At 72.0% G+C, this 19997-nt stretch carries 20 protein-coding genes; 11 read left to right on the top strand and 9 right to left on the bottom strand.

The genetic code is table 11. The features are described from left to right. Positions 1–380: 380 nt before the first annotated feature. Positions 381–1940 carry a diguanylate cyclase gene (locus ACH442_RS45430; protein ID WP_396344418.1) on the top strand — a complete coding sequence of 520 codons (1560 nt, stop codon included), beginning with the start codon at positions 381–383 and terminating at the stop codon, positions 1938–1940. Between the two features lie 12 nt (positions 1941–1952). Here ACH442_RS45430 and ACH442_RS45425 read toward each other — a convergent pair whose 3' ends face one another. Together ACH442_RS45425 and ACH442_RS45420 are read right to left on the bottom strand one after the other, a co-directional pair. Then, positions 1953–2777, bottom strand: a complete 825-nt coding sequence (locus ACH442_RS45425) for a GDSL-type esterase/lipase family protein (RefSeq protein WP_396344417.1) — start codon at positions 2775–2777, stop codon at positions 1953–1955. A 9-nt stretch (positions 2778–2786) separates the two neighbouring features. Further along, positions 2787–3788, bottom strand: a complete 1002-nt coding sequence (locus ACH442_RS45420) for a GDSL-type esterase/lipase family protein (protein ID WP_396344416.1) — start codon at positions 3786–3788, stop codon at positions 2787–2789. A 49-nt stretch (positions 3789–3837) separates the two neighbouring features. Here ACH442_RS45420 and ACH442_RS45415 point away from each other — a divergent pair, with 49 nt between their 5' ends. Both ACH442_RS45415 and ACH442_RS45410 read left to right on the top strand, forming a co-directional pair. Further along, positions 3838–4215: a hypothetical protein gene (locus tag ACH442_RS45415; protein WP_396344415.1), complete on the top strand. Its 378-nt coding sequence runs from the start codon at positions 3838–3840 to the stop codon at positions 4213–4215. 7 nt (positions 4216–4222) lie between these two features. Continuing rightward, on the top strand, positions 4223–4921 hold the full coding sequence (locus ACH442_RS45410; RefSeq protein WP_396344414.1) for a DUF4184 family protein: 699 nt from the start codon (positions 4223–4225) through the stop codon (positions 4919–4921). A gap of 452 nt (positions 4922–5373) precedes the next feature. Here the strand turns inward: ACH442_RS45410 and ACH442_RS45405 are convergent, their stop codons facing one another. Further along, positions 5374–6192, bottom strand: coding sequence for a CAP domain-containing protein (locus ACH442_RS45405; protein ID WP_396344413.1), 819 nt, complete (start codon positions 6190–6192; stop codon positions 5374–5376). A 121-nt stretch (positions 6193–6313) separates the two neighbouring features. Between ACH442_RS45405 and ACH442_RS45400 the strand changes: the two genes are divergently transcribed. Continuing rightward, positions 6314–6925 (top strand): hypothetical protein, encoded by a 612-nt coding sequence (locus ACH442_RS45400; RefSeq protein ID WP_396344412.1) that lies wholly within the window; start codon positions 6314–6316, stop codon positions 6923–6925. Between the two features lie 31 nt (positions 6926–6956). On the opposite strand, the gene ACH442_RS45395 is transcribed toward ACH442_RS45400, so the two are convergent. Continuing rightward, positions 6957–7085 (bottom strand): hypothetical protein, encoded by a 129-nt coding sequence (locus tag ACH442_RS45395; protein ID WP_396344411.1) that lies wholly within the window; start codon positions 7083–7085, stop codon positions 6957–6959. 16 nt (positions 7086–7101) lie between these two features. Then, a complete protein-coding gene (gene pdxY, locus ACH442_RS45390; protein WP_396344410.1) occupies positions 7102–7953 on the bottom strand; it encodes a pyridoxal kinase PdxY in 852 nt (283 codons plus the stop codon). 524 nt (positions 7954–8477) lie between these two features. Between pdxY and ACH442_RS45385 the strand changes: the two genes are divergently transcribed. From ACH442_RS45385 to ACH442_RS45365, 5 genes are all read left to right on the top strand, one after another. After that, the gene (locus ACH442_RS45385) at positions 8478–10934 is read left to right on the top strand and encodes a nitrate- and nitrite sensing domain-containing protein (protein ID WP_396344409.1); all 2457 of its coding nucleotides are present in this window, start codon (positions 8478–8480) and stop codon (positions 10932–10934) included. A gap of 47 nt (positions 10935–10981) precedes the next feature. Beyond that, positions 10982–11407 (top strand): roadblock/LC7 domain-containing protein, encoded by a 426-nt coding sequence (locus ACH442_RS45380; protein WP_203753476.1) that lies wholly within the window; start codon positions 10982–10984, stop codon positions 11405–11407. A gap of 73 nt (positions 11408–11480) precedes the next feature. Continuing rightward, positions 11481–11900, top strand: a complete 420-nt coding sequence (locus tag ACH442_RS45375; RefSeq protein WP_396344408.1) for a DUF742 domain-containing protein — start codon at positions 11481–11483, stop codon at positions 11898–11900. Further along, entirely contained in the window at positions 11884–12486 is a 603-nt protein-coding gene (locus tag ACH442_RS45370) for a GTP-binding protein (protein WP_396344407.1), read from the top strand. Before ACH442_RS45375 ends, ACH442_RS45370 begins: the two co-directional genes overlap by 17 nt. Further along, on the top strand, positions 12483–13439 hold the full coding sequence (locus ACH442_RS45365) for an ABC transporter substrate-binding protein (protein WP_396344406.1): 957 nt from the start codon (positions 12483–12485) through the stop codon (positions 13437–13439). The genes ACH442_RS45370 and ACH442_RS45365 overlap by 4 nt, the downstream gene beginning before the upstream one ends. 209 nt (positions 13440–13648) lie before the next feature. Here the strand turns inward: ACH442_RS45365 and ACH442_RS45360 are convergent, their stop codons facing one another. From ACH442_RS45360 to ACH442_RS45350, 3 genes are all read right to left on the bottom strand, one after another. Continuing rightward, positions 13649–14284, bottom strand: a complete 636-nt coding sequence (locus tag ACH442_RS45360; RefSeq protein WP_396344419.1) for a phosphoesterase PA-phosphatase — start codon at positions 14282–14284, stop codon at positions 13649–13651. A gap of 156 nt (positions 14285–14440) precedes the next feature. Further along, on the bottom strand, positions 14441–14692 hold the full coding sequence (locus ACH442_RS45355; protein ID WP_396344405.1) for a hypothetical protein: 252 nt from the start codon (positions 14690–14692) through the stop codon (positions 14441–14443). 32 nt (positions 14693–14724) lie between these two features. Further along, the gene (locus tag ACH442_RS45350; RefSeq protein ID WP_396344403.1) at positions 14725–17433 is read right to left on the bottom strand and encodes an AAA family ATPase; all 2709 of its coding nucleotides are present in this window, start codon (positions 17431–17433) and stop codon (positions 14725–14727) included. A 98-nt stretch (positions 17434–17531) separates the two neighbouring features. Here ACH442_RS45350 and ACH442_RS45345 point away from each other — a divergent pair, with 98 nt between their 5' ends. Beyond that, a complete protein-coding gene (locus tag ACH442_RS45345; RefSeq protein ID WP_396344401.1) occupies positions 17532–18335 on the top strand; it encodes an alpha/beta hydrolase in 804 nt (267 codons plus the stop codon). Positions 18336–18361: 26 nt separating this feature from the next. Further along, positions 18362–19138, top strand: coding sequence for an oxidoreductase (locus ACH442_RS45340; protein ID WP_396344400.1), 777 nt, complete (start codon positions 18362–18364; stop codon positions 19136–19138). A gap of 193 nt (positions 19139–19331) precedes the next feature. Here the strand turns inward: ACH442_RS45340 and folE are convergent, their stop codons facing one another. Further along, positions 19332–19928, bottom strand: a complete 597-nt coding sequence (folE, locus tag ACH442_RS45335; protein ID WP_396344399.1) for a GTP cyclohydrolase I FolE — start codon at positions 19926–19928, stop codon at positions 19332–19334. Positions 19929–19997: the final 69 nt, after the last annotated feature.

The following is a 19997-nucleotide window of genomic DNA, read 5'->3' as shown; positions in this document are numbered from 1 at the left end:
CCCCCCCCCCCCCCCCCCCCCCCCCCCCCCCCCCCCCCCCCCCCCCCCCCCCCCCCCCCCCCCCCCCCCCCCCCCCCCCCCCCCCCCCCCCCCCCGCCTCCGGACTGCTTTTGACGACGCTGAGGGCCGGCCGAGGCCGTGACCTGAGGGCGGGCCGGGATTCGACTGCTGCGGCAGGCGAGGCCGCGGACGCGGTGCGGCGGCCGGCGGACGCGGTGCGGCGGCCGGCGGACGCGGTGCGGCGGCCGGCGGACGCGGTGCGGCGGCCGGCGGACGCGGTGCGGCGGCCGGCGGACGGGTGTGTGCGACTTGCGAGCGCGGACGCCTCACATCGGGCGCGGAACAGCCGAAGCTAGGACCATGCGAAACGGGGCTTGCCGATGAACCGCCTGCCGGTGCTGGTGTCACCGTACGGTCCCTATGCCGACCTCGCGCTGCACGTGCACGACCTGACCATTCGCGGTCACCACACCGAGACGCTGGTGGCCGCGGACAAGGCCGAGGCGATCACCCTGATGCTCGGCGACCACCGCACCCACCGGGTCAGCCGGCTGGGCCGGATGTACGCGCTGAAGTGTCTCGGCCGCCTCGACGAGGCGCTGCAGATCGCCGAGGACCTGATCGCCGACCAGGCCCGGCTGGGCGGCCCCAAGGCCACCGACGCCAAGATCATGGCGGACGCGGCCGAGGTGCTGATCGACCTCGGCCGGATCGACGACGGCCTGCACTACGTCGCCCGGGCGATGGCCGTGCTGGACGTGGCGCCGCGCAAGGGCCTGCGCTACTTCTCGGCGATGGCCTCGCTGGCCCAGGCGGCCCGGGTCGCCGAGCTGTTCGAGCTGGCCGACGACGCGATGCGCCGCTCGATCGAGGCGTTCGACCCGACCGACGACGTGTACCGGTCCGCCGCCGCGCTGACTCAGGCCGAGCTGTGGCTGGAGTGGGCGCTGCGACTGGACCAGATCGGCCGGGTCGAGGACGCGGCGAACCTGGTCGGCAAGAGCACCGCTGCCCTGAGGTGCTGGATCGACCAGGGCATCGACTCGCCGCTCGCCATCGCGCTGCTGGCGGTGTGCCACGCCAAGGCGGGCCGGATCAGCGAGACGCTCGCGCTGGTCGGCGACCTGCTGCCGGCGATGCGCGCGGCCGAGCAGAGTCACGAGGCGCGCCTGCTGCACCTCGCGCACGGGCTGGCGCTGCGGGCGAACGGCGAGTGGCGGGCCGCCCGTCGCGAGTTCCGGGCCGCCGTCGAACTCTCCGTCCTGCGGTCACAGCGACTGCTCTTCCAGTACGAGTTGACGGTCACGGCCGCGCTCGAGTTCCCCGGCGAGGTCACCCAGGCCGTGCTGGAGTCGCTGCGAGAGCACGTCGCCGCGTTGTGGCAGCTGCGGCTGGACCGGCGCACGATGCTGCGGCAGGCGTACCGCCGGGTCGAGCTGGAGGCCGCGCGCACCACCGCGGACCTGGCCGCCGCCTCGGACGCGCTGACCGGGCTCGGCAACCGGCGCATGTTCGACCGCCGGATCACTACCGTCGCGGCCGGCGGCTCGCTGCTGCTCATCGACGTGGACCACTTCAAGGACATCAACGACCGGTTCTCGCACGGCGTCGGCGACCGGGTGCTGGGCGAGATCGCCGCGGTGCTGCGCTCGCACTGCCGGCACGACGAGGTGGCGATCCGCTTCGGCGGCGACGAGTTCGCCATCTTCCTGTCGGTCGGCGAACCGGAGGCCCGGAAGGTCGCCGAGCGGATCCGCCGGGTGATCCTGGCCCGGGACTGGAGCACGATCATGCCGGGTCTGCGCGTGACCTTGAGCATGGGCCTGGCCGAGTCCCGCCCCGGCGAACCGGGCCGCGACCTCTACGATCGCGCCGACGCCCACCTTTACGTCTCCAAGCGCGGCGGCCGCAACCAGTTGGCCGCAGCCGCCGCTGCCTGAGGGACGCCAACCCTATTTGAGGTACGCGGCGAGCGGGATGCCCTGCTCGCGCAGCGCCGTGGCGATCAGGCCGGCGATCTGTCTCGCCCCGGCCGCCTCGAAGTGCGTGTGGTCGTTGCAGAAGAACGCACCGACCGCACCACTGGTGTAGTCACCGTTGTTCGGGCACAACCGGAGCGAGTTGTAGAGCGCCACACTGCGCGCGTGCAGGTCGATCACCGGCACGCCGTTGGCGGAGGCGGCCGCCTTGGTCTCGGTGACGAAGCCACGGTTGCCGACGGCGGTGCTGCCGCTGCAGGTGATGGCGGCGACCGGCGTGACGAAGATCGGCTTCACGCCCTTCGCCTTGGCCGCCGTCGCCATCACGCCGAGCAGTTCCTTGAACCGGGCGCTGCCGACGTGCCGCGGGCACGCCGTGTCACCGTCGTTGATGCCGAACTGCACGATCAGGTAGTCACCGGCGACGAACCCGTTCAGCATCGCCGTCCAGCGCGAGCTGTACGCCGTCGAGCTGAGCGTGCACTCGCCGGCCGCGTTCTTCGTGCTGGTCACGTTCCCTTCGTAGAGCCAGGTCTGGATGCTGCGACCACCGACCGCGCTGTTCTGCACGGTGGCGTCGGCGGTCAGGTACGACCCGAACTGGCTGCCCCAGCCGATCGGGCAGGAGCCGGCGTTCATCATCGTGGAGTCGCCGGCCATCCACACCTTGACGGGCGCGGCGGCGACCGTGGCGGTCGAGTCGGTACGGCACACCGCGGCGGCCGGCTGCGGGGTGGCGACCCCGGAAGCGCCGGCGCTGACGGTCAGGAGGGCGGCGGCGAGAATCGCGATCTTCATGACGGGCTCCTACAGGCGTGAACTGATGACGGGGGCGAGCCGGTCGGCGATCGCCTGGTGACCCTTGTCGTTCGGGTGCACGGAGTCGCTGAGCCCGTCCGAGGGCAGCCAGCCGGTGGTGTCCACGTAGAACACGGCGGCGTCCCCGGCCGCGTTGCGGGCCTGCACCGCGGCTTGCGTCTCCGCGGCGTAACGGCCGATGAACGTACGCAGGGCAAGGATTTTGGTGGTGGGGAACTTGGCCCGGATCCTGGCGAGGAAAGCGATGTACTTCGCCTGGAAATCCGCGGCGCTGACGCCGTGACTCTTGTCGTTGGTGCCGAGGTTGATCACCACGGCGTCGGCGGTGTAACGCGTGAAGTCCCACAGGTCGGTGCCGGCCTGACCGCCGCTGGACATCCAGTACCGGGTCTCGTGGGCCCAGCAGCCGTCGCTGGTCTCGGCGAGGCACATGCCGCCGATCGCGATCTGGGTGTGGTCGTAACCGAGCTGCTCACCGGCCTTGAAGCCGTAATCGGTGACGGCGAGCTGGCTGCTGGTCGTGCCGGCGGTGATCGAGTCGCCGACGAACTCGACGAGCTTCGGGCGGGCGGCGGCTTTGACCGTGGTCGCGCCGGCGTCGAGGGTCAGGCCTTGGAAGACCGCGTCGCCGGTGTAGGAGCCGGCGACCTGGCGGTAGCTGACGATCAGCGTGTGAGTGCCGGCCGTCAGCGCGGTGGGGGTCAGGTTGATCGTGCCGGAACCCTTGAACGCGGTGAACGGTTTGCCGTCGATGCTGGCCCAGAGGTCGATGGTGTTGCGCTGTTTGAGCTTGACGGTTCTGCCGGTGAAGCCGGTGCGCAGGTAGGCACCGGCCCAGTAGGGGACGTAGGCGGCGGCGTTGGTCTTGTTCCAGCGGCCGACGAAGCTGATGTTGGGGTCGGCCGGGGTGCCGTCGCCGGTCGCGGCCAGGGCTGGACCGGGGACGAACCAGCTGGTCACGGTCAGGGCGAGGGCCAGGAGAACTCGCACGAGGTGCCTCCTTGGGGGATGGGGCCTCTCATCGGGGATGGAATCATTGATGTTAATCGATTCAACCGTCCGATGGGAGCGCTCCCCGTCGCTGTCGCCACTCGTGTCGAGCCCGGCGCGGTGCCCGGTGCCGGGGAAGACCCGGGCCCTGGACGAGGAGGACACCCTCGTCGGCATCGACGAGCTGCTCGAACGCCTCGGTCAGTGGATCACCGAAACCTTCGGGGACGGGCTCCGCGCTCTCGATCCGGGTGAGCGCCGGGCTCGGTACGATCGGGTGGGAGCACGGGAAGGAGCGAGCCTGCTGAACGCATCCTGCGGTGTCGAGGCCGGGGCCACCCTCACGTCGGAGGATTTCTTCCTGCGCAGTGGGCCGGAAAGCCGCGCGGAACTCGACGACGCCAAGGCCACCGCCGGCTCACGGTAGGGCGACCATGCCTTTCACCGGCTCGCACCCGGCGGCCGTGCTGCCCTTCCTCGGCTCCGCCATGCCGGCGGCCGCCCTCGTCATCGGCAGCATGTCGCCCGACCTTCCACTGTTCGTGCCGATGCCCTACAGCGTCGAACTCAGCCACGAACTCGTCGGCGTCGCGACCGTCGACCTCGCCGCGGGCGCCGCCCTGTACCTGCTGTGGACGGTGGTCCTGCGGCCGTTCCTCACCGACCGCATCGCTCCTCCCCTCCCTGACCGGCCGCACCGGGTGGTCGCCGGCCTGGGGGTCGGTGCCCTGACTCATGTGGTCTGGGACTCGTTCACCCACGCCGACGGCTGGGCCGTGCGGCACCTGCCGGCGCTGCAGCAGCACCTCGGCGGCCTCGGCGTCTACGAGTGGGCACAGTACGCCAGCGGCCTGTTCGGGCTGATCGTGCTGACGATGTGGTTCAGGCGCCGGCCGCCGGCCGCCCGGCGCATCTTCTCGCGGCCGTCGGCCTGTCGCGTGGCCGGCGGGCTCACCGTGCTCGGCGGCGTCTTCGGCTGGTGGTACGGGTTGCGGCAGCCCGACCCGGTACGCAGCGCGTTCTTCAACAGCGCGACGATGGGCATCGACGCGGGCGCCGCCGGGATCCTGGTCCTCGCGATCGCGCGCATGGTTCTCGTGTCGCGCTCCCGGCCCGACGCCGACGCTTCGTGATTCCCGGCTGATCGATCGCCGGCACGGGCCGACCGATGAGACGCACGTCGGGTCGCTGCGCCGCGGGCCATGCCGGCAAGGGAGCGGCAGGTGGTCGATGCGGCGGTCCGGCGGATCGCCACCGGCCAGTACATCGACGAGGTGCCGGCCCATCGGCCGGCGCCGCTGCGGCCCGCGCCGCCGGCCGCGGTCACTGAGGCCGGGGACCCGGCCGGCCGGGGACCTGGCCGGCCGGGCACTGCCGACGCTGCCCGGAGGTGGGCAACGGCGGTTTCGGCCCCGGGCACGGGCTCGGGCGCGACGTCAGCGGAGTTCGGCAAGAACCCGAAGATCAAGATCAAGAGCGGGCTGCCGCCGTACGCGATCAGCAGTGGGAGACCGCAACCGGGAGCGGAGCTGAAGGTGACCGCGTGCCGGGGTGATCGGGGCCGGGCCGGGCCCGGCCCCGGGCGTCAGTTGACGAAGTCCTGCGTGAACCAGACGCGGCCGTCGGCGCCGCGGGTCACGGCGAGGCCGATGCGGGTGAAGTTCGCGTTGAGCAGGTTCTTGCGGTGGCCGTCGTTCGGTGCGACCTCGGCGAGCATGAGGTCGGTCAGGCCGTTCGCGGCCTGCGTGATCGAGGCGGCGGTGTCGCCGGCGTTGCCCTGGCCGATGTTCTCGCCGGCCGAGTTCCAGGAGACGCCGGCGGCGGTGAACCGGTCGCCGAGGCCGGCTTCGCCCGGGCACTGGTGGGACAGGCCGCAACCGCCGGCCATCAGCGCGTTGTGGGCCTCGGACGCCGTCGAGAGGCCGGCGTCGAGGGTGAGCGCCTTCAGGCCGTTCGCGGTCCGTGCGTCGTTGATGTGGGCGAGCGCCGCGTCGATCACCGTGGTCGTCGACGGGCTGCTCGGCGACGCCGGCGTGGTGGCCGCCGGCGTGGTGGCCGCCGGCGTGGTGGCCGCCGGCGCGCTGCCGGTCGGCGTGGGGCCGGGCGGGGCCGCGGTGGTCGGCGTGACGGTCGCCGGGGTGGACGGGCCCGGCGAGGTGGCCGCCGGTGTCGCGGAGGTCCGCGTCGCGCTGGGCCGCGGCCGGTGCGGGCGAGTCGTGGGGGTGGATGCGGCAACCTGAGTGGCGCCTCCGACCAGGGCCGTGCGGCTCGGGGCGGCCTGCGGACGGTGCTGTCCCGTCTGCGCCGAGGCGATCCCGGCGACTCCCGCGCCGAGCACCCCCACGGCGGCGGTGGCGAGCACGAGACTACGGGTCCGGCTGGGCTTGCGGTGGCGCGAAGACACGACACTCCTCGACGATCGGTGGGAGATCGACTCTCCGCTATGACCGTCGTCGGCGCCTGACCGCTAAGGAACATTTAATGGCGACCCCATCAAGGCCTCAGGATTCGGGTACCAAGGGGCGATGCAGCGTTTGCGATTCGACGGGTGGATCGCCGGCCTCGGCATGACGGCCGGCCCGCGACTGGTGGTGGGGCACTGGCCGGAGTCGCCGTACGGTCCGATCAGCGACGTCATGGTGGAACATCCGGACGGGCGGCGGGTGCTGCTCGCACCCCATGACGAGGTGGCCGAGTTCATCGCCGCGACGTATTCGTTCGATGAGGTACGCGTGGTGCCGACCGCGGTTGAGCGGCACGGCCCGGCGTGGACCGTCGCGGCCGGGCCGCTCGGGCTGCGGTTCTCGGTGGGCCGGCGTGGGGCGCTCGGCTACCTGCTGCGGGTGGTGCCGCCGGCGCTGGCCCGGCAGCCGCGCTGGGTCCGGCTGATCGACGGGCCGGCACGGCTGCTGCAGGGCGTCCGCACGTACGGGAGCGCCGGCAACGGGCGCCGCGAGTGGTACGGCGCCCAGGACTTGCACCACATCACCGGCGCCGCGGGGGTCCTGGACGGGGTGGACCTCGGGCGGTTGACCGCTATTGATCCGCCGGTGCGGTTCGGGTTCGGCTCGACCCCGCGATCGCCGTCCCTCGTCCGGGTCACCACGACGGTGGAACTCCCTGCAGCGGCCTACTGAAGACTTCTGCCGAGCCGGGTCTTGGGGCAGCTCATGCAGACGCGTCGCGGCCGGCGTCAAGCAGAGGCGCCGCGTCGTCGGCGTGCCGGGACCGGTGTGCGTCCCGCAGCACGGTCAGCGTCCGGCGGGCGGTCGCGTCGGCGGCCCGGGTGAACGTCATGACGGGCGCCGAGGGCTCACCGGACCTGGACCGCCGTGAACTGCATCCGCGGCGTGGCGTAGAACTCCTGCGCCTCGATCAGCCGCAACTCCCGCTCACCGGAACGGAAGGTGGTCTCGATCAGGTCGAAGACGCTCGACGCCGTCCGCTCCAAGGCAACTGCGGCTTTTCCCGTACGGACATAGTGCGCGGTGAACAGTGCCGCCGTCACGTCGCCGGAACCGTTGGCCTTGAACGGCAGATGCGGGGTGGTCACCACCCACGCCCCGGAGTCGTCCACGACCAGCATCTCGATCGTGCCCTCGGCCCGGTCCGGCCGCTCCACGCTCGTCACCAGCACCGTCGACGGACCCATGGCCCGGGCCAGGTCGGCCGAGACCAGCGTCGACTCGATGCTCGCCGGCTCGGTGCCGGTGAGGAACCCCAGCTCGAACTGGTTCGGCGTGATGATGTCGGCCACCGGCACCACCCTGTCCCGCAGCAGCACCGGGATCTCCGGGGCGACGAAACAACCCGACTTGGCGTTGCCCATCACCGGGTCACAGGCGTAGACCGCCGACGGGTTCGCGGCCTTCACCCGGCGCACCGCGTCGATGATGACGTCGGCGATGCCGGCCCCACCCTGATAACCCGAGAGCACGGCGTCGACCTGCGGGAACACGCCACGCTCCTCGACCCCGAGCAGGATCTCGGCCACGTCCGCGGGCGGCAGCAGCGGACCCCGCCAGGCGCCGTAACCGGTGTGGTTGGAGAAGTTGACCGTGGGGACGGGGACGACCTCGACACCGATGCGCTGCAGCGGGAAAACGGCGGCGGAGTTGCCGACGTGGCCGTGCGCGACGACCGACTGGATGGACAGAACCTTCATCACCCCAGCCTAGAGCCCCTGGTTGCCGGGTCGCACGGGGCCGGAGGACGCGGCTGCCGACGAGGACGAGCGATCGCTCTTGTGGATCTTGCCCGTTTGTACTCCCGAGTTCGTCCTTTACGACGATTCGGGGCCGGCTTCGGCGGGGAGGCCGCCGGTCGCCCGCGCCCGGGCGAAGCCTCCTTCGGCAGGTCGTGGGCTCGGATGCCCGTCGACGACGGGATCGCGGCGGCTCCGGCATGCCGGCGAAGTGGGTGACGGGCAGCTACTGAGAGCGCTCCCACATGACCTTGGGTAGTCGTGGCGGGCGGTAAAGGCCGGCACCGGTGCAAACTTCGGGCCGCGGTGTTGACCATCGAGGACTGAGGGTCGATCCTATTGCGGCGATCATGGAGGGTCGGCCCCATCCTCCGAGCCGCATTCCGGGCTGCGTCGCCTCTTTACTTCGCATCACCAACTTCAAGACATTTCCGTAGTGATATCGACTGTGCCTGCCGGCAGTGGTCGACAGAGGAGCTGATCGCTTGTCCGTCCACGCTGAGGACGCCGCGCGGGCCGAGCCGGTCGACGCCGAGCCGCCCGCCCCCAGCACCGGAGCCCGGGCGTTGTGGCGCCTCCGGGGCGGCGGCACGATCCGCCGGCGCGTGGTCCGCACGCTGGCACTGCCGATCGCGACCACCCTGGTGCTGCTCACCATCGTGGCCGTCGGGGAGGTGGAGAACTTCCGGACGGCGTCCGCCACCGCCAAGGCCGTCAGCATCGACCTGGCCGTGCAGGAGCTGGTCCAGGGCCTGCAGACCGAACGTGGCCTGGCCGCCGGTCTGCTCGGCGGCAACGACGGCTTCAGCACCGAGTTGCAGCGCGCCCGCAACGAGGTCGACCTGCGCCGCGAGGAGGTGGAACGACTCACCGCCGGCGGTGGTGAGGTGGCCGACCGGGTCTCCGGCGCGCTGCGCGAGCTGGACGGCCTGACCAGCGTCCGGGCCGGCACCGACACCGGCTCCGGCAAGCGGATCCCGACGGTCGCGTTCTACACCCAGCGCGTCGCCGACCTCGGCGGCCTCGACCTGGACCTGGACAGCACCGGCGACGAGGAGCTGCGCCGCGGCGCGGTCGCGCTGGAGGCGCTCGGCGACGTCAAGGAGGCCACCTCCCAGGAGCGCGCGTTCCTCAACACCGTCTTCTCCGCCAGTGGCTTCAAGCAGGGCGAATACCTGCAGTTCGTCACGATGCGCGCGGACCGGGACGCGGCGCTGAAGACGTTCGACCGCTACGCCGACACGCTGTCCCGGGCCGGCCGCGACTACATGCTGGACACCGGTGCGGCGCGCGAGGCGGCGTACTTCGAACAGGTCGCCCTGCAGTCCGGGGACGGCAAGAAGCTCACGGTCGACCCGCAGTCGTGGTGGTCGGCGCAGACCACCGTGCTCGACGACATGCTGCAGCTGGAGCACCACGTCGGTTCGGTCATCGCGGCGCGCGCGGCGACCCTGGAGGACGACGCGTCGGCCCGGATGGTCGCACTGATCGGTGCCGTGCTGCTGTGCCTGGCCGGCTCGATCTGGCTCGCCACGGTCGCGTCGAAGTCGGTCGCCCGGCCGCTCGCGGTGCTGGCCGGTGAGGCCAACCGGCTCGCCGGCGAGCAGCTGCCGGAGGCGGTCGAGCGGGCGTCGGCCGGGGCGAGCACCGACCCGCCGTCGCCGGTGCTCGTGCCGCGCGGCGCCAGTGACGAGGTCCGGCTGGTGGCCGACGCGTTCGACCGGGTGCAGGACACGGCGTACACGCTCGCCACCGAGCAGGCGGTGCTGCGCCGCACCACCGCGGAGTCGCTGGCGAACCTGGGCCGGCGCAACCAGAACCTGCTGCGCCGCCAGCTCGCCTTCATCACCAAGCTGGAGCGGGAGGAGTCCAGCCCGACCGGTCTGGCCAACCTGTTCGAGCTCGACCACCTGGCCACCCGTATGCGCCGGAACGCCGAGAGCCTGCTGGTCCTGGTCGGTGCGGCCAGCCCGCGGCAGCTCTCCGAGCCGCTGATGGTCCCGGACGTGATCCGGGCCGCGGTCTCCGAGGTCGAGGAATACCGGCGGGTGACCCTGCGCCGGGTGGACGACGTGCTGGTGGCCGGTTCCGCGGTCAGCGCCGTCGCGCACATGCTCGCCGAGCTGATCGAGAACGGTCTGTCGTTCTCCCCGCCGGACATGGACGTGGAGATCCACGGCCGCCGGATCGGCACCGGTTACCTGATCGCCATCACCGACCAGGGTGTCGGTATGACCACGGACGACATGCAGCGGGCCAACGCGCGACTGCGCGGCGAGGGCGACTTCATCACGGCGCCCGCCCGGTTCCTGGGCCACTACGTGGTCGGTCGCCTGGCCCAGCAGCTCAACATCGACGTGCAGCTCACCCCGTCGCCGGTGACCGGCGTGACCGCGCGGATCACGCTGCCGGCCGAGCTGCTGACCGACCAGCCGGCGATCTCCCCGTCGCGGCCGGGGCGCTCGCCGGCCCGGCAGGTCACCGCGACCGTCGAGTCGGCCCGGGCGCTGCGGCAGCCGACGGCCGAGCGGGCGCCGGTGGCGAGCCGGGTCGTCACCGCCGACCGGGCGCTGCCGTCCACCGCGATCGACTACGTGGTGGTCGACGACACGGTGCCCGGCTCCTCCGCCGGCGACGGCGTGCCCGCCCACCTCGGCGACGACACCGTGCCCGACCTTCCCGGAGACGACACCGTGCCCGGTCTTCCCGGTAACGACGCGTCCGCTCTCTTCGGTGGCGACGACGCGCCCCGTACGCCGAACGGCCTGCGCAAGCGCATTCCCCGCGCGCAGCGTGGCCAGCCCCGGGCCGGTGTGCCCAGCACCGCCCCGGCCGACCGTCCGGCACCGATCGCCGGCTCGGCCGAGGCGGTGCGGGACCGGCTCAACGCGTTGCGCGGTGGTATCCAGCGCGGTAACGCCGAGACAGCGCGGTCGTCGTGACCGGAGTTCAGAAGTGGCCCCTTGGCAGCAACCTGGAAAGAAGAAGAATGAGCGTTGACACCTCGGCGGACCGGCACCAGTTCAACTGGATGCTCGGCAACTTCGTTCACCAGACGGACGGCGTTCGTGACGCCGTCGCGGTGTCCTCCGACGGGCTGCTGATCGCCGGCTCGGACGGGCTGAACCGGGCCGAGGCCGACCAGCTGGCCGCCATCGTCTCCAGCCTGGCCAGCCTGGCCCGCAGCGCCTCCCGGCGGTACGACTTCGACGGCCTGAAACTCATCATGATCGAGATGCACCGGGGCTTCCTGCTGGTGTCGGTCATCTCCGGCGGCAGTGTCCTCGGCGTGGTGGCCGGCAGCGAGGCCGACCTGGGCCTGGTCGGTTACGAGATCTCGCTGCTCGCGGACCGCTTCGGGACGCTGCTCACGCCCGCCCTGATCGCAGAGTCTCGGCAGCACCTGCCCCGATGAGTGAGCTTGCGAGCGAATCGTCCGGCTCAGCTCGTAGGTCATGCCGACGCCGGAGCGCAGCGGAGGTGTCGGCATGACGAGCCCTTCGTGGGGCTCCGAGCAGTCCGGGACATGGCCGTACGCCGGGTCGCACCGGCCGTCCAGCGGGCTGCACTCCGGCGACCTGGACGAGGATCCGGTGATCCGTCCGTTCATGCTCACCAACGGGCGTACCCAGCCGATGCAGGACGGGTTGCGGGTCGAGACGTTGCTGCGCGCGGCCCCGGCCGCGTTGTCGGCGCCGTTGCGGTTCGAGTCGCGGCGCATCGTCGAGCTGTGCCAGTCGCCCCGCTCGATCGCCGACCTGTCGGTGGCGCTGCGCGCGCCGCTCGGCGTGGTCCGGGTGATCGTGGCCGACCTGATCACGCAAAGCTTCCTCGACGTGGAAAAACAGCCCGAGGAGCTCTCCACCAGTTTGATCGAAAGGATCAGGGACCGTGTCCGGGCGCTCTAGCGAGCCGTCGGCAGCGCACCCCATCGCTGTCAAAATCGTCATCAGCGGCGGCTTCGGCGTCGGGAAGACCACCTTCGTCGGTGCCATCTCCGAGATCGAACCGCTGGTCACCGAGGCCGAGTTGACCGAGAAGTCGATCGGGATCGACGACACCTCGGCCGTGTCCGAGAAGACCACCACCACGGTCGCCCTGGACTTCGGCCGGATCACCCTCGACGACGCGCTGCTGCTCTATCTGTTCGGCACGCCCGGGCAGGATCGCTTCGCGTTCCTCTGGGACGACCTGGTCACGGGTGCGCTCGGCGCGATCGTGCTGGTCGACACGCGGCGCATCGAGGATTCCTTCCCGGCGATCGACTACTTCGAGGAGCACGAGATCCCGTTCATCGTCGGCATCAACCGGTTCCCGGGGGCGAAGAGTTTCTCCCCGTCCGAGGTCCGCGACGCGCTGGGGATCAGCGCGAGCGTTCCACTGACCGAGTGCGACGCCCGTGACCGCGAGTCGGTGAAGAGCGTGCTGGTCTCGCTCACCGAGGAGGTCCTGGCCAAGCGCGCGAGCCGGGAGCGGGCGAGGTCGGCGTGGTGAGGCATGGAATCGTCCGGGCGCTCGCCGTGCTGGGCCTGGCCGCGCTCGCCGGTTGCTCGGGCGCCGAGGCCGCGATCACCCCGCCGCCGGGGGCCCCGGCCCAGCAGTCCTGCGGCCGGGTCAACATGGTGATCAACCCGCGGACCGGGTACGCCGCCGACGCCGCCGTGGTCGGCTACCTGCTGCGGACGGAACTCGGCTGCGACGTGAAGACCGTCAAGCTGACCGAGACCGCGTCGTGGGCCGGCTTCGGCGACGGCAGCATCGACGTGATCCTGGAGAACTGGGGTCACGACGACCTGAAGCGCAAGTACATCGACGGTCAGAAGGTCGCCGTCGAGCTGGGCCTGACCGGCCTCAAGGGCTCGGTCGGCTGGTACGTCCCGGCGTGGATGGCCGACCAGTACCCGGACATCACCGACTGGACCAAGCTGAACAGCCGGGCCGAGCTGTTCGAGACGTCGCGTTCCGGCGGCAAGGGCCAGTTCCTGGGTGCGGACCCGTCCTACATCAGCAACGACGCCGCCCTGATCAAGAACCTCAAGCTGAACTACACGGTGGTCTACGCCGGCAGCGAGGAGAAGCAGCTGGCGGCCTTCCGCAAGGCGCAGCAGGACAAGACCCCGCTGCTCGGGTACTTCTACGAGCCGCAGTGGATGGCGGCCGACCTGAAGCTGGTGCAGGTTCCGCTGCCGGCCTACAAGCCCGGCTGCGACACCGTCGTGGACGCGGTGGCCTGCGGCTACCCGCCGTACGAGCTGGACAAGATCGCCCGGAAGGGGTTCGTCGACTCGGGGTCGCCCGCGGCCACCTTCATCAAGAACTGGACCTGGAGCAACGCCGACCAGAACGAGGTCGCGCAGGACATGGTCCAGAACCGGCTCTCGGCCGACGACGCGGCCAAGAAGTGGGCCGACGCGCACCGGGAGATCTGGGAGAGCTGGCTGCGCTGAGCCGGCGCCGGCCGACCTCACGGCGGCGACGGTGAGCATGCTGCTCACGGTCGCCGCCGTTCATGGTTCGTGGCACAGAGACGACATGGCGCAAGATCGCCATCATGGCTGTCGCCTGAACAGCACGCTGAGATCGTCAGCTTTCGATGCTCAAGATCGCTTCGTGAACAACCGGTGAGCATCCCGTCAGCAAAACACGTCGCCGCCGGTCAACCGGCGAGCAGCGGGAACAACAAGCCGGTGGCGGCGGCGCCGGCCGCCGCGCCGGCCAGCACCTGGGCGGTCGTGTGCTCGCCGAGCCGGACCCGGGCCCAGCCGACGGCGGCCGCGAGCGGCAGGCCCGCGGCGAAGGCCGGGCCGAAGACGACGATCAACGCTGTTGCGGTGCCCGCCGCGACGAGCGCGTGCAGGGAGATCCCCCACCGGAGGACGACGGTGACCGGGACCGCGATCAGCAGGGCGGCGACCATCGAGACGATCAGGGCCAGCAGCTGGCGAGGGGCTCCCGCCGCCGCGAGGGCGACGACGCCACCGGCCGTGGAGAGCAGAATGATCAGAAGCGGCCACCGGCGCTGGGAGTGGTCGGTGACGTGCTTGTCCGACCAGCGGCGGCGGCGGACGCCGAGCAGGATGTAGTACATCGGCAGGAAGCTTGCGGCGGCCGCGGCGATCAGGCCCGTCGTGATCGCCTGGGCCGTGGAGGCCGACGCGTGCCAGGCGACGGTGAGCAGCAGGGCCGCCACCAGGATGCCCGGCGAAAGGGCCTCGGTCAGGAGACGGGCGGCACGCGTGGCCCGGCCGGGCGGGCCGATGTCGTCGTGCGCACCCGTCCGCTGCGCGGGGATGGCGCGCGGCGACGCGGCGATCTTCTCCGGGGTCTCGGGAGGCACTGGTCCCGCCTTCCTCGATCGAGATTCGAGAATCTGGTCGGCGGCTCTTCACCGCGAACGGCTCGGGGCGGCCGCGGATCTCGTTGCGGCGCGCCCCGTCGGCCGGCCGGCTCAGCCGGCGGCGTCGAGCTTCTCCTGCAGACGCTCGAGGCGCTGGACGAGGACGTCGATGACGGCCTCGTTCTCGGCGATCCCGGTCAGTTCGGTGGCGAGCTCCTCGTTCTCGACGAAGCCCTCCGCGTCGTTGCCGTCCTCGCCGCGGCGTGACTGGGCGTCGGTGTCCAGCCGGCGGAGTTCGGCGATCTCGCTGTCGAGGTCGGCGATCTGCCGGCGGAGCTGATCTGGGGTGGTCGCATCGGTCATGCGCACATCCTAGGAACGGGCCGCGGTGGGCGTCAGCCGGCGCCCAGCGCGGCCCCGAGCCGGCGACGTGAGGTGATGCCGAGCTTCCGGAAGATCTTCGTGAGGTGGTACTCGACGGTCGACGTGCTCAGGAACAGCCGGGCGGCGATCTCGGTGTTGGTGGCGCCGCCCGCGGCCAGCGTCGCGACCTGCCGTTCCTGCGGTGTCAGGACGGTGGTGACCGGCGCGTCGCGGCTCTGCGGGTGCTCGCCGGTCGCGGTCAGCTCGGTCCGGGCCCGCTCGGCGAAACCGGCCGCGCCCATGGTGGTGAACATGTCGTACGCCGTCCGCAGCTGCACCCGGGCGTCGGCGCGGCGACGGCCACGCCGCAGCCATTCGCCGTGCAGCAGGTGAGTCCGGGCCAGTTCGACGGCGATCTGCGTACGGCCCAGCAGTTCCGCCGATTCCCGGTAGAGCGCCTCGGCCTCGTCGTCGCCGGCCAGCAGCGCACGGCAGCGGGCCAGCAGTCCGAGCCCCCACGGCGTGCCACCGACCGGGACGCGTTCCGCCATCCGGTCGAGCGCGGCCCGCGCCGCCTCGTGGTCACCGCTGCGCACCCCGGCCTCGACGATGTCGTGCAGCGCGCGGTTGCTGACACCGGGTATGTCCCGTTCGAACGAAGGCAGCAGCCCGGCCAGGGCCTCGGCGTACCGCCCGAGGCTGATGTCCAGCACCGCCAGGCAGTTGCGGATGACGTCCTCGGCGCCGAGGTCGGGCGTCGCCGCCGCGCGGGCCTCGGCGTCGCGTCCGCTCCAGGCGAGCAGTTCCACGCGCTGGATCCCCGGGTGCCGCCGCCCGACCACGTCGGAGAGCGCGGCCAGTTCGTCGTGGCGGGCGTAGGCGGCGGCGAACCGGCCCGCGCGCATCTCCCAGGTGGCGCCGACCATCAGCGTGGTCCGCAGCGTCCACAACGCCACCCCGGCCCGGTCGTGGGCCTCGAGTCGCTGCCAGGCCCGGCGCCCGGCCTCGTCGTCCCACACGTCCTCGGCCGCGAACGCGCAGATCACCGCGAGCGGCAGGCGTTCCCCGGCGATGTCGCGCGCTTCCTCCAGCGCGTCGAGCGCGGCGCGCATCAGCGGCACGGCCGCCCGGTAGCCGACGGCGGCGCGGGTGGCGTAGCCGGTGAGGAACAGATCCGCGTACGTCGGGTCCGGGGTGTGGATCGCGGGTGACGCCAGCACCGCACGTGACGCCTCGTGCAGCGTCACCGTGGTCCGGCGGTCGTCGGAGATCAGCACCGCCTGCAGCGCCTCGAACATCATCCGCCGGGCCAGGGCCGGGTCCGCCTCGGCGATCGTCGACGCCGCCTCCAGCAGGATGCCGGGCACCTGCGTGAACCGGCCGGCCTGCATCTCGGCCGTGGCCCGGGCCTGCCGGGCCAGCGCCCGTGGCACGACGCCCTCGAGGTGCCCGTCGGCCCGGTCGAGCATCGCGGTCGCGGCGGCCGGGTCGCCGAGCGCCAGGTGCACGCGGGCCGCGGCGACCAGGCGTGCAGCCTGACCTCGCGGTTCCGGCGAGAGGTCGGCGGCGCGGGACAGGAACGCGGCCTGCTCGGCGTTGCCGCCGCGGGCCCGCGCCCGCTCGGAGGCCCGTTCGAGCTCGGCGGCGACGTCCTCGTCCAGACCGATCGTGGCCTCCGCGCGATGCCACGCCCGGCGGTCGGGGTCGCGCACCGGGTCGGAGACCGCCGCCAGCGCCGCGTGGACCCGCCGCCGGTCGGCCGCGGCCGCACCCCGGTAGGCGGCCGAGCGGATCAGCGGGTGCCGGAAGTCCAGCGCGTCGGTGAGGATCCCCGCGGACAGCGCCGGATCGACCTGGTCCGCGGCGATGCCGAGCCGCGCGGCGGCCCGCCACAGCAGGCCCGGTTCGTCCGGCGGTGCCGCGGCGACGAGCAGCAGCAGAGTGCGCGTCCCGGCCGGGAGTCCGGCGATCTGCCGCTGGTAATGCGTCTCCAGCCGTGTGCCGACCGGCAGCGTCCGCGGCAGTGGCGCGGCGCCGCTCAACTGTTCCGGGGTGAGCACGCGGGCAAGTTCGACCAGCGCGAGTGGGTTGCCGCCGGTCCCGGCCAGGATCGTCGCGGCGACCGTGCCGGCGACGTGCCCGGCGGCACCGGACGCCAGCAGGGTCGCGGCGTCGTCGCCGGGCATCCCGGGCACGGCCCGGGCGGGCAGGCCGTCGAGCACGGCCGGGACGGGCGGCCGGGTCGCGAAGAGCAGCCCGATCGACTCGGCGTGCAGGCGGCGCGCGACGAACGCCAGCACCTCGGCCGATGCCCGGTCCAGCCAGTGCGCGTCGTCCACGATGCACAGCAGCGGCTGCGCGGCGGCGGCCTCGGCCAGCAGCGTGAGCACGGCCATCCCGGTCAGGTAGCGGTCGGCGGGCGCCCCGGCCATCCGCCCGAACGCGGTCTGCAACGCGTCGCGCTGCGGCTCGGGCAGCGCGTCGATGCGGTGCAGCCACGGGCGCAGCAGGCGGTGCAGGGCGGCGTAGCCGAGGACGGTCTCCGGCTCGACGCCGGCGATCCGGGCCACGTACACGTCCGGGCCGCTGGTCGCCACGCGGTCGAGGAGACTGGTCTTGCCGGTGCCGGGTTCGCCGGTCAGCACCAGCGTGCCGCTGCGCCCGTCCCGGACGCCGTCCAGCAACTCTTCCAGGAGGCGGCGCTCGTCGCGGCGCCCGACGAACGCGGAACTCGTCGACACTCGCCCAGTAGATCAGTCGTACCCCCCGGGGTGGCCCCTGGGGGACTGGGGTGTTTCCCGGATTCGGAGACCGGGGTCCCGGTGGTGTTCTTGACGGCATGAGCGCATCGACGAAAACCCCGGTCATCTTCATCCACGGCCTCTGGCTCCACGCCACCTCCTGGAACTCCTGGATCGAGAAGTTCACCGCCGAGGGCTACGCCCCGATCGCCCCGGGCTGGCCCGGCGACCCGGACACCGTCGCCGAGGCCCGGGAGAACCCGGAGAGCATCGCCGGCCACGGCATCGACGACGTGGTCGAGCATTACGCCGGGCTCATCCGTGGCCTGGACACCGCGCCGATCCTGATCGGACACTCGTTCGGCGGGATGATCGCGCAGAAGCTGCTCGGGCAGAACCTGGGCCGGGCCGCCGTCGCGATCGACGCCGCCCAGATCAAGGGCGTGCTGCCGCTGCCGCTCTCCGCGCTGCGGGCCACGCTCCCGGTGTTCAAGAACCCGGCCAACAAGCACCGCGCGGTGTCGCTGACCGTCGAGCAGTTCCGCTTCGCGTTCGGCAACGCGATCCCCGCGGCCGAGTCGGATGCGCTGTTCGAGCAGTGGACGATCCCGGCGCCCGGCAAGCCGCTGTTCGAGGCGGCGGCCGCGAACTTCAGCCCGCACTCACCGGCCGAGGTCGACACGGACAACGCGTCGCGCGGCCCGCTGCTGCTGATGACCGGCGGAAAGGACCACACCGTCCCCGAGGCGGTCGTCCGGGCCACGCTCAAGCAGTACCGGCACTCCGACGCGGTCACCGACATCACGGAGTTCCCCGGCAAGGGTCACTCGCTGACCATCGACAGCGGCTGGCCCGAGGTCGCCGCGACCGCATTGACCTGGCTGCGCCGCCAGGGCCTCTGAACCCGTACGCGAAGAAGGGTTTTGTCATGAATCTCGGAATGTCCGGCAAGAGCGTCGTCGTCACCGGTGCGAGCCGTGGGATCGGCCTGGCCGTCACGCGTGCCCTGGTCGCCGAGGGTGCGAACGTCGTCGCGGTCGCCCGCGGCGAGTCGGCCGAACTGAGCGCGCTCGCCGTGCACCCGGTGATCGCCGATCTGACCGATCCGCAGGCTCCGGCCACCGTCGTCGAGGCGGCACGGTCGGCCTTCGGGCGCCTCGACGTGCTGGTCAACAACGTGGGCGCGGTGCGGGCCCGGGTCGGCGGCTTCGCCTCGGTCACCGACGACGACTGGTTGCAGACCTTTCAGATCAACTTCTTCTCCGCCGTACGCATGACCCGCGCGGCCCTCGCACCGATGATCGCGGCCGGCTCGGGGAGCATCGTCACCGTCGGCTCGGTGAACGCGTTCCTGCCGGACCCGCTGGTGATCGACTACAGCGCGGCCAAGGCGGCCCTGGCCAACTTCGCGAAGGCGCTGTCCAAGGAGGTCGGCCCGGCCGGAGTGCGGGTCAACACGGTCAGCCCCGGCCCGGTCGCGACCGACCTGTGGCTGGCCGGCGACGGGGTCGCCGCGACCGTCGCCGGGCACACCGGTGGCGACCCGGACGCGGTGGTCAAGCAGGCGGCCGGCGGTTCGGTCACCGGCCGGTTCACCCAGCCCGAGGAGGTTGCCGACCTGGTCACCTTCCTGGCCGGCGACCGCGCCGGCAACATCACCGGCGCCGACTTCACCATCGACGGCGGCCTGATCAGCACGCTCTGAACCCTCTCCTGATCCAGGCCCGGCCGTGCATCACCGGCCGGGCCTGAAAGTCGGCCAGGAGCAGTACGCGTCGATGCGCCAGGCGTTCGGCGGCGACGCGGCTACCGGCGGCGATCAAGGCCCCACGGTCTCCCCGGGCGTGGCCGCCGCGACCGTCAGCACCCGGTGGACCCCGCTGATCCCGCTGCCGCGGTCAGCGGCGGCCGAGACCGGCGGCCGCCAGGAACTCGCTGCGCGAACGCGCGTCGTCACGCAGCACCCCGAGCATCGTCGAGGTGATGGTGTTCGCGCCGACCGCCTGCACCCCGCGCAGCGTCATGCACAGGTGCTCGGCCTCGATCACCACACCCACCCCGTTGGGCTGCAACTCCTTGGTGAGCCAGTCGGCGATCTGCTTCGTCAGCCGCTCCTGCACCTGCGTGCCGTGCGCGAACATCTCGACGACGCGGGCGAGTTTCGACAGCCCGAGAATGCGCGAAGCAGGCAGGTAGCCGACGTGCGCCACACCGGTGAACGGCAGCAGATGATGCTCGCACACCGAGCGGATCGGGATGTTGCGCGCCATCACCAGCTCGTCGTAGCCCTCGTCGTTGTCGAAGGTGGTGAGCTTGAACTCGCGGGCGGTCAGCAGGTCGGCGTACGCCCGAGCCATCCGCGCCGGTGTCTCCTGCAGGCTCTCCACGCTCAGGTCGACACCGAGCGCCTCGAGGAAGGCCGCGGCGGCCGCGGTCGCGGCCGGGAGGTTGCGGACCGGGCTGACGTTGGCGACGTGCTTGGCCGTGACGGTCATATCGATTCTCCAGCGCTTGACGGGGACGGCCGGGCGGCTGCGGTCGTCAGGCCTTACCGCCCAGCGACA

The sequence above is a fragment of the Actinoplanes sp. NPDC020271 genome (assembly GCF_044388125.1).
GTDB lineage: Bacteria > Actinomycetota > Actinomycetes > Mycobacteriales > Micromonosporaceae > Actinoplanes.
Note: the sequence above shows the minus strand (reverse complement) of the source record. Positions and strands in the feature narration are given on the sequence as shown.

Coding starts and splice junctions, on each gene's coding strand:
- ACH442_RS45425 (WP_396344417.1), bottom strand. CDS start 2,777: ATGAAGATCGCGATTCTCGCCGCCGCCCTCCTGACCGTCAGCGCCGGC.
- folE (WP_396344399.1), bottom strand. CDS start 19,928: ATGACCGTCACGGCCAAGCACGTCGCCAACGTCAGCCCGGTCCGCAAC.
- ACH442_RS45395 (WP_396344411.1), bottom strand. CDS start 7,085: ATGACGTTCACCCGGGCCGCCGACGCGACCGCCCGCCGGACGCTGACC.
- ACH442_RS45380 (WP_203753476.1), top strand. CDS start 10,982: ATGAGCGTTGACACCTCGGCGGACCGGCACCAGTTCAACTGGATGCTC.
- ACH442_RS45410 (WP_396344414.1), top strand. CDS start 4,223: ATGCCTTTCACCGGCTCGCACCCGGCGGCCGTGCTGCCCTTCCTCGGC.
- ACH442_RS45430 (WP_396344418.1), top strand. CDS start 381: ATGAACCGCCTGCCGGTGCTGGTGTCACCGTACGGTCCCTATGCCGAC.
- ACH442_RS45355 (WP_396344405.1), bottom strand. CDS start 14,692: ATGACCGATGCGACCACCCCAGATCAGCTCCGCCGGCAGATCGCCGAC.
- ACH442_RS45415 (WP_396344415.1), top strand. CDS start 3,838: ATGTTAATCGATTCAACCGTCCGATGGGAGCGCTCCCCGTCGCTGTCG.
- ACH442_RS45345 (WP_396344401.1), top strand. CDS start 17,532: ATGAGCGCATCGACGAAAACCCCGGTCATCTTCATCCACGGCCTCTGG.
- pdxY (WP_396344410.1), bottom strand. CDS start 7,953: ATGAAGGTTCTGTCCATCCAGTCGGTCGTCGCGCACGGCCACGTCGGC.
- ACH442_RS45375 (WP_396344408.1), top strand. CDS start 11,481: ATGACGAGCCCTTCGTGGGGCTCCGAGCAGTCCGGGACATGGCCGTAC.
- ACH442_RS45340 (WP_396344400.1), top strand. CDS start 18,362: ATGAATCTCGGAATGTCCGGCAAGAGCGTCGTCGTCACCGGTGCGAGC.
- ACH442_RS45400 (WP_396344412.1), top strand. CDS start 6,314: ATGCAGCGTTTGCGATTCGACGGGTGGATCGCCGGCCTCGGCATGACG.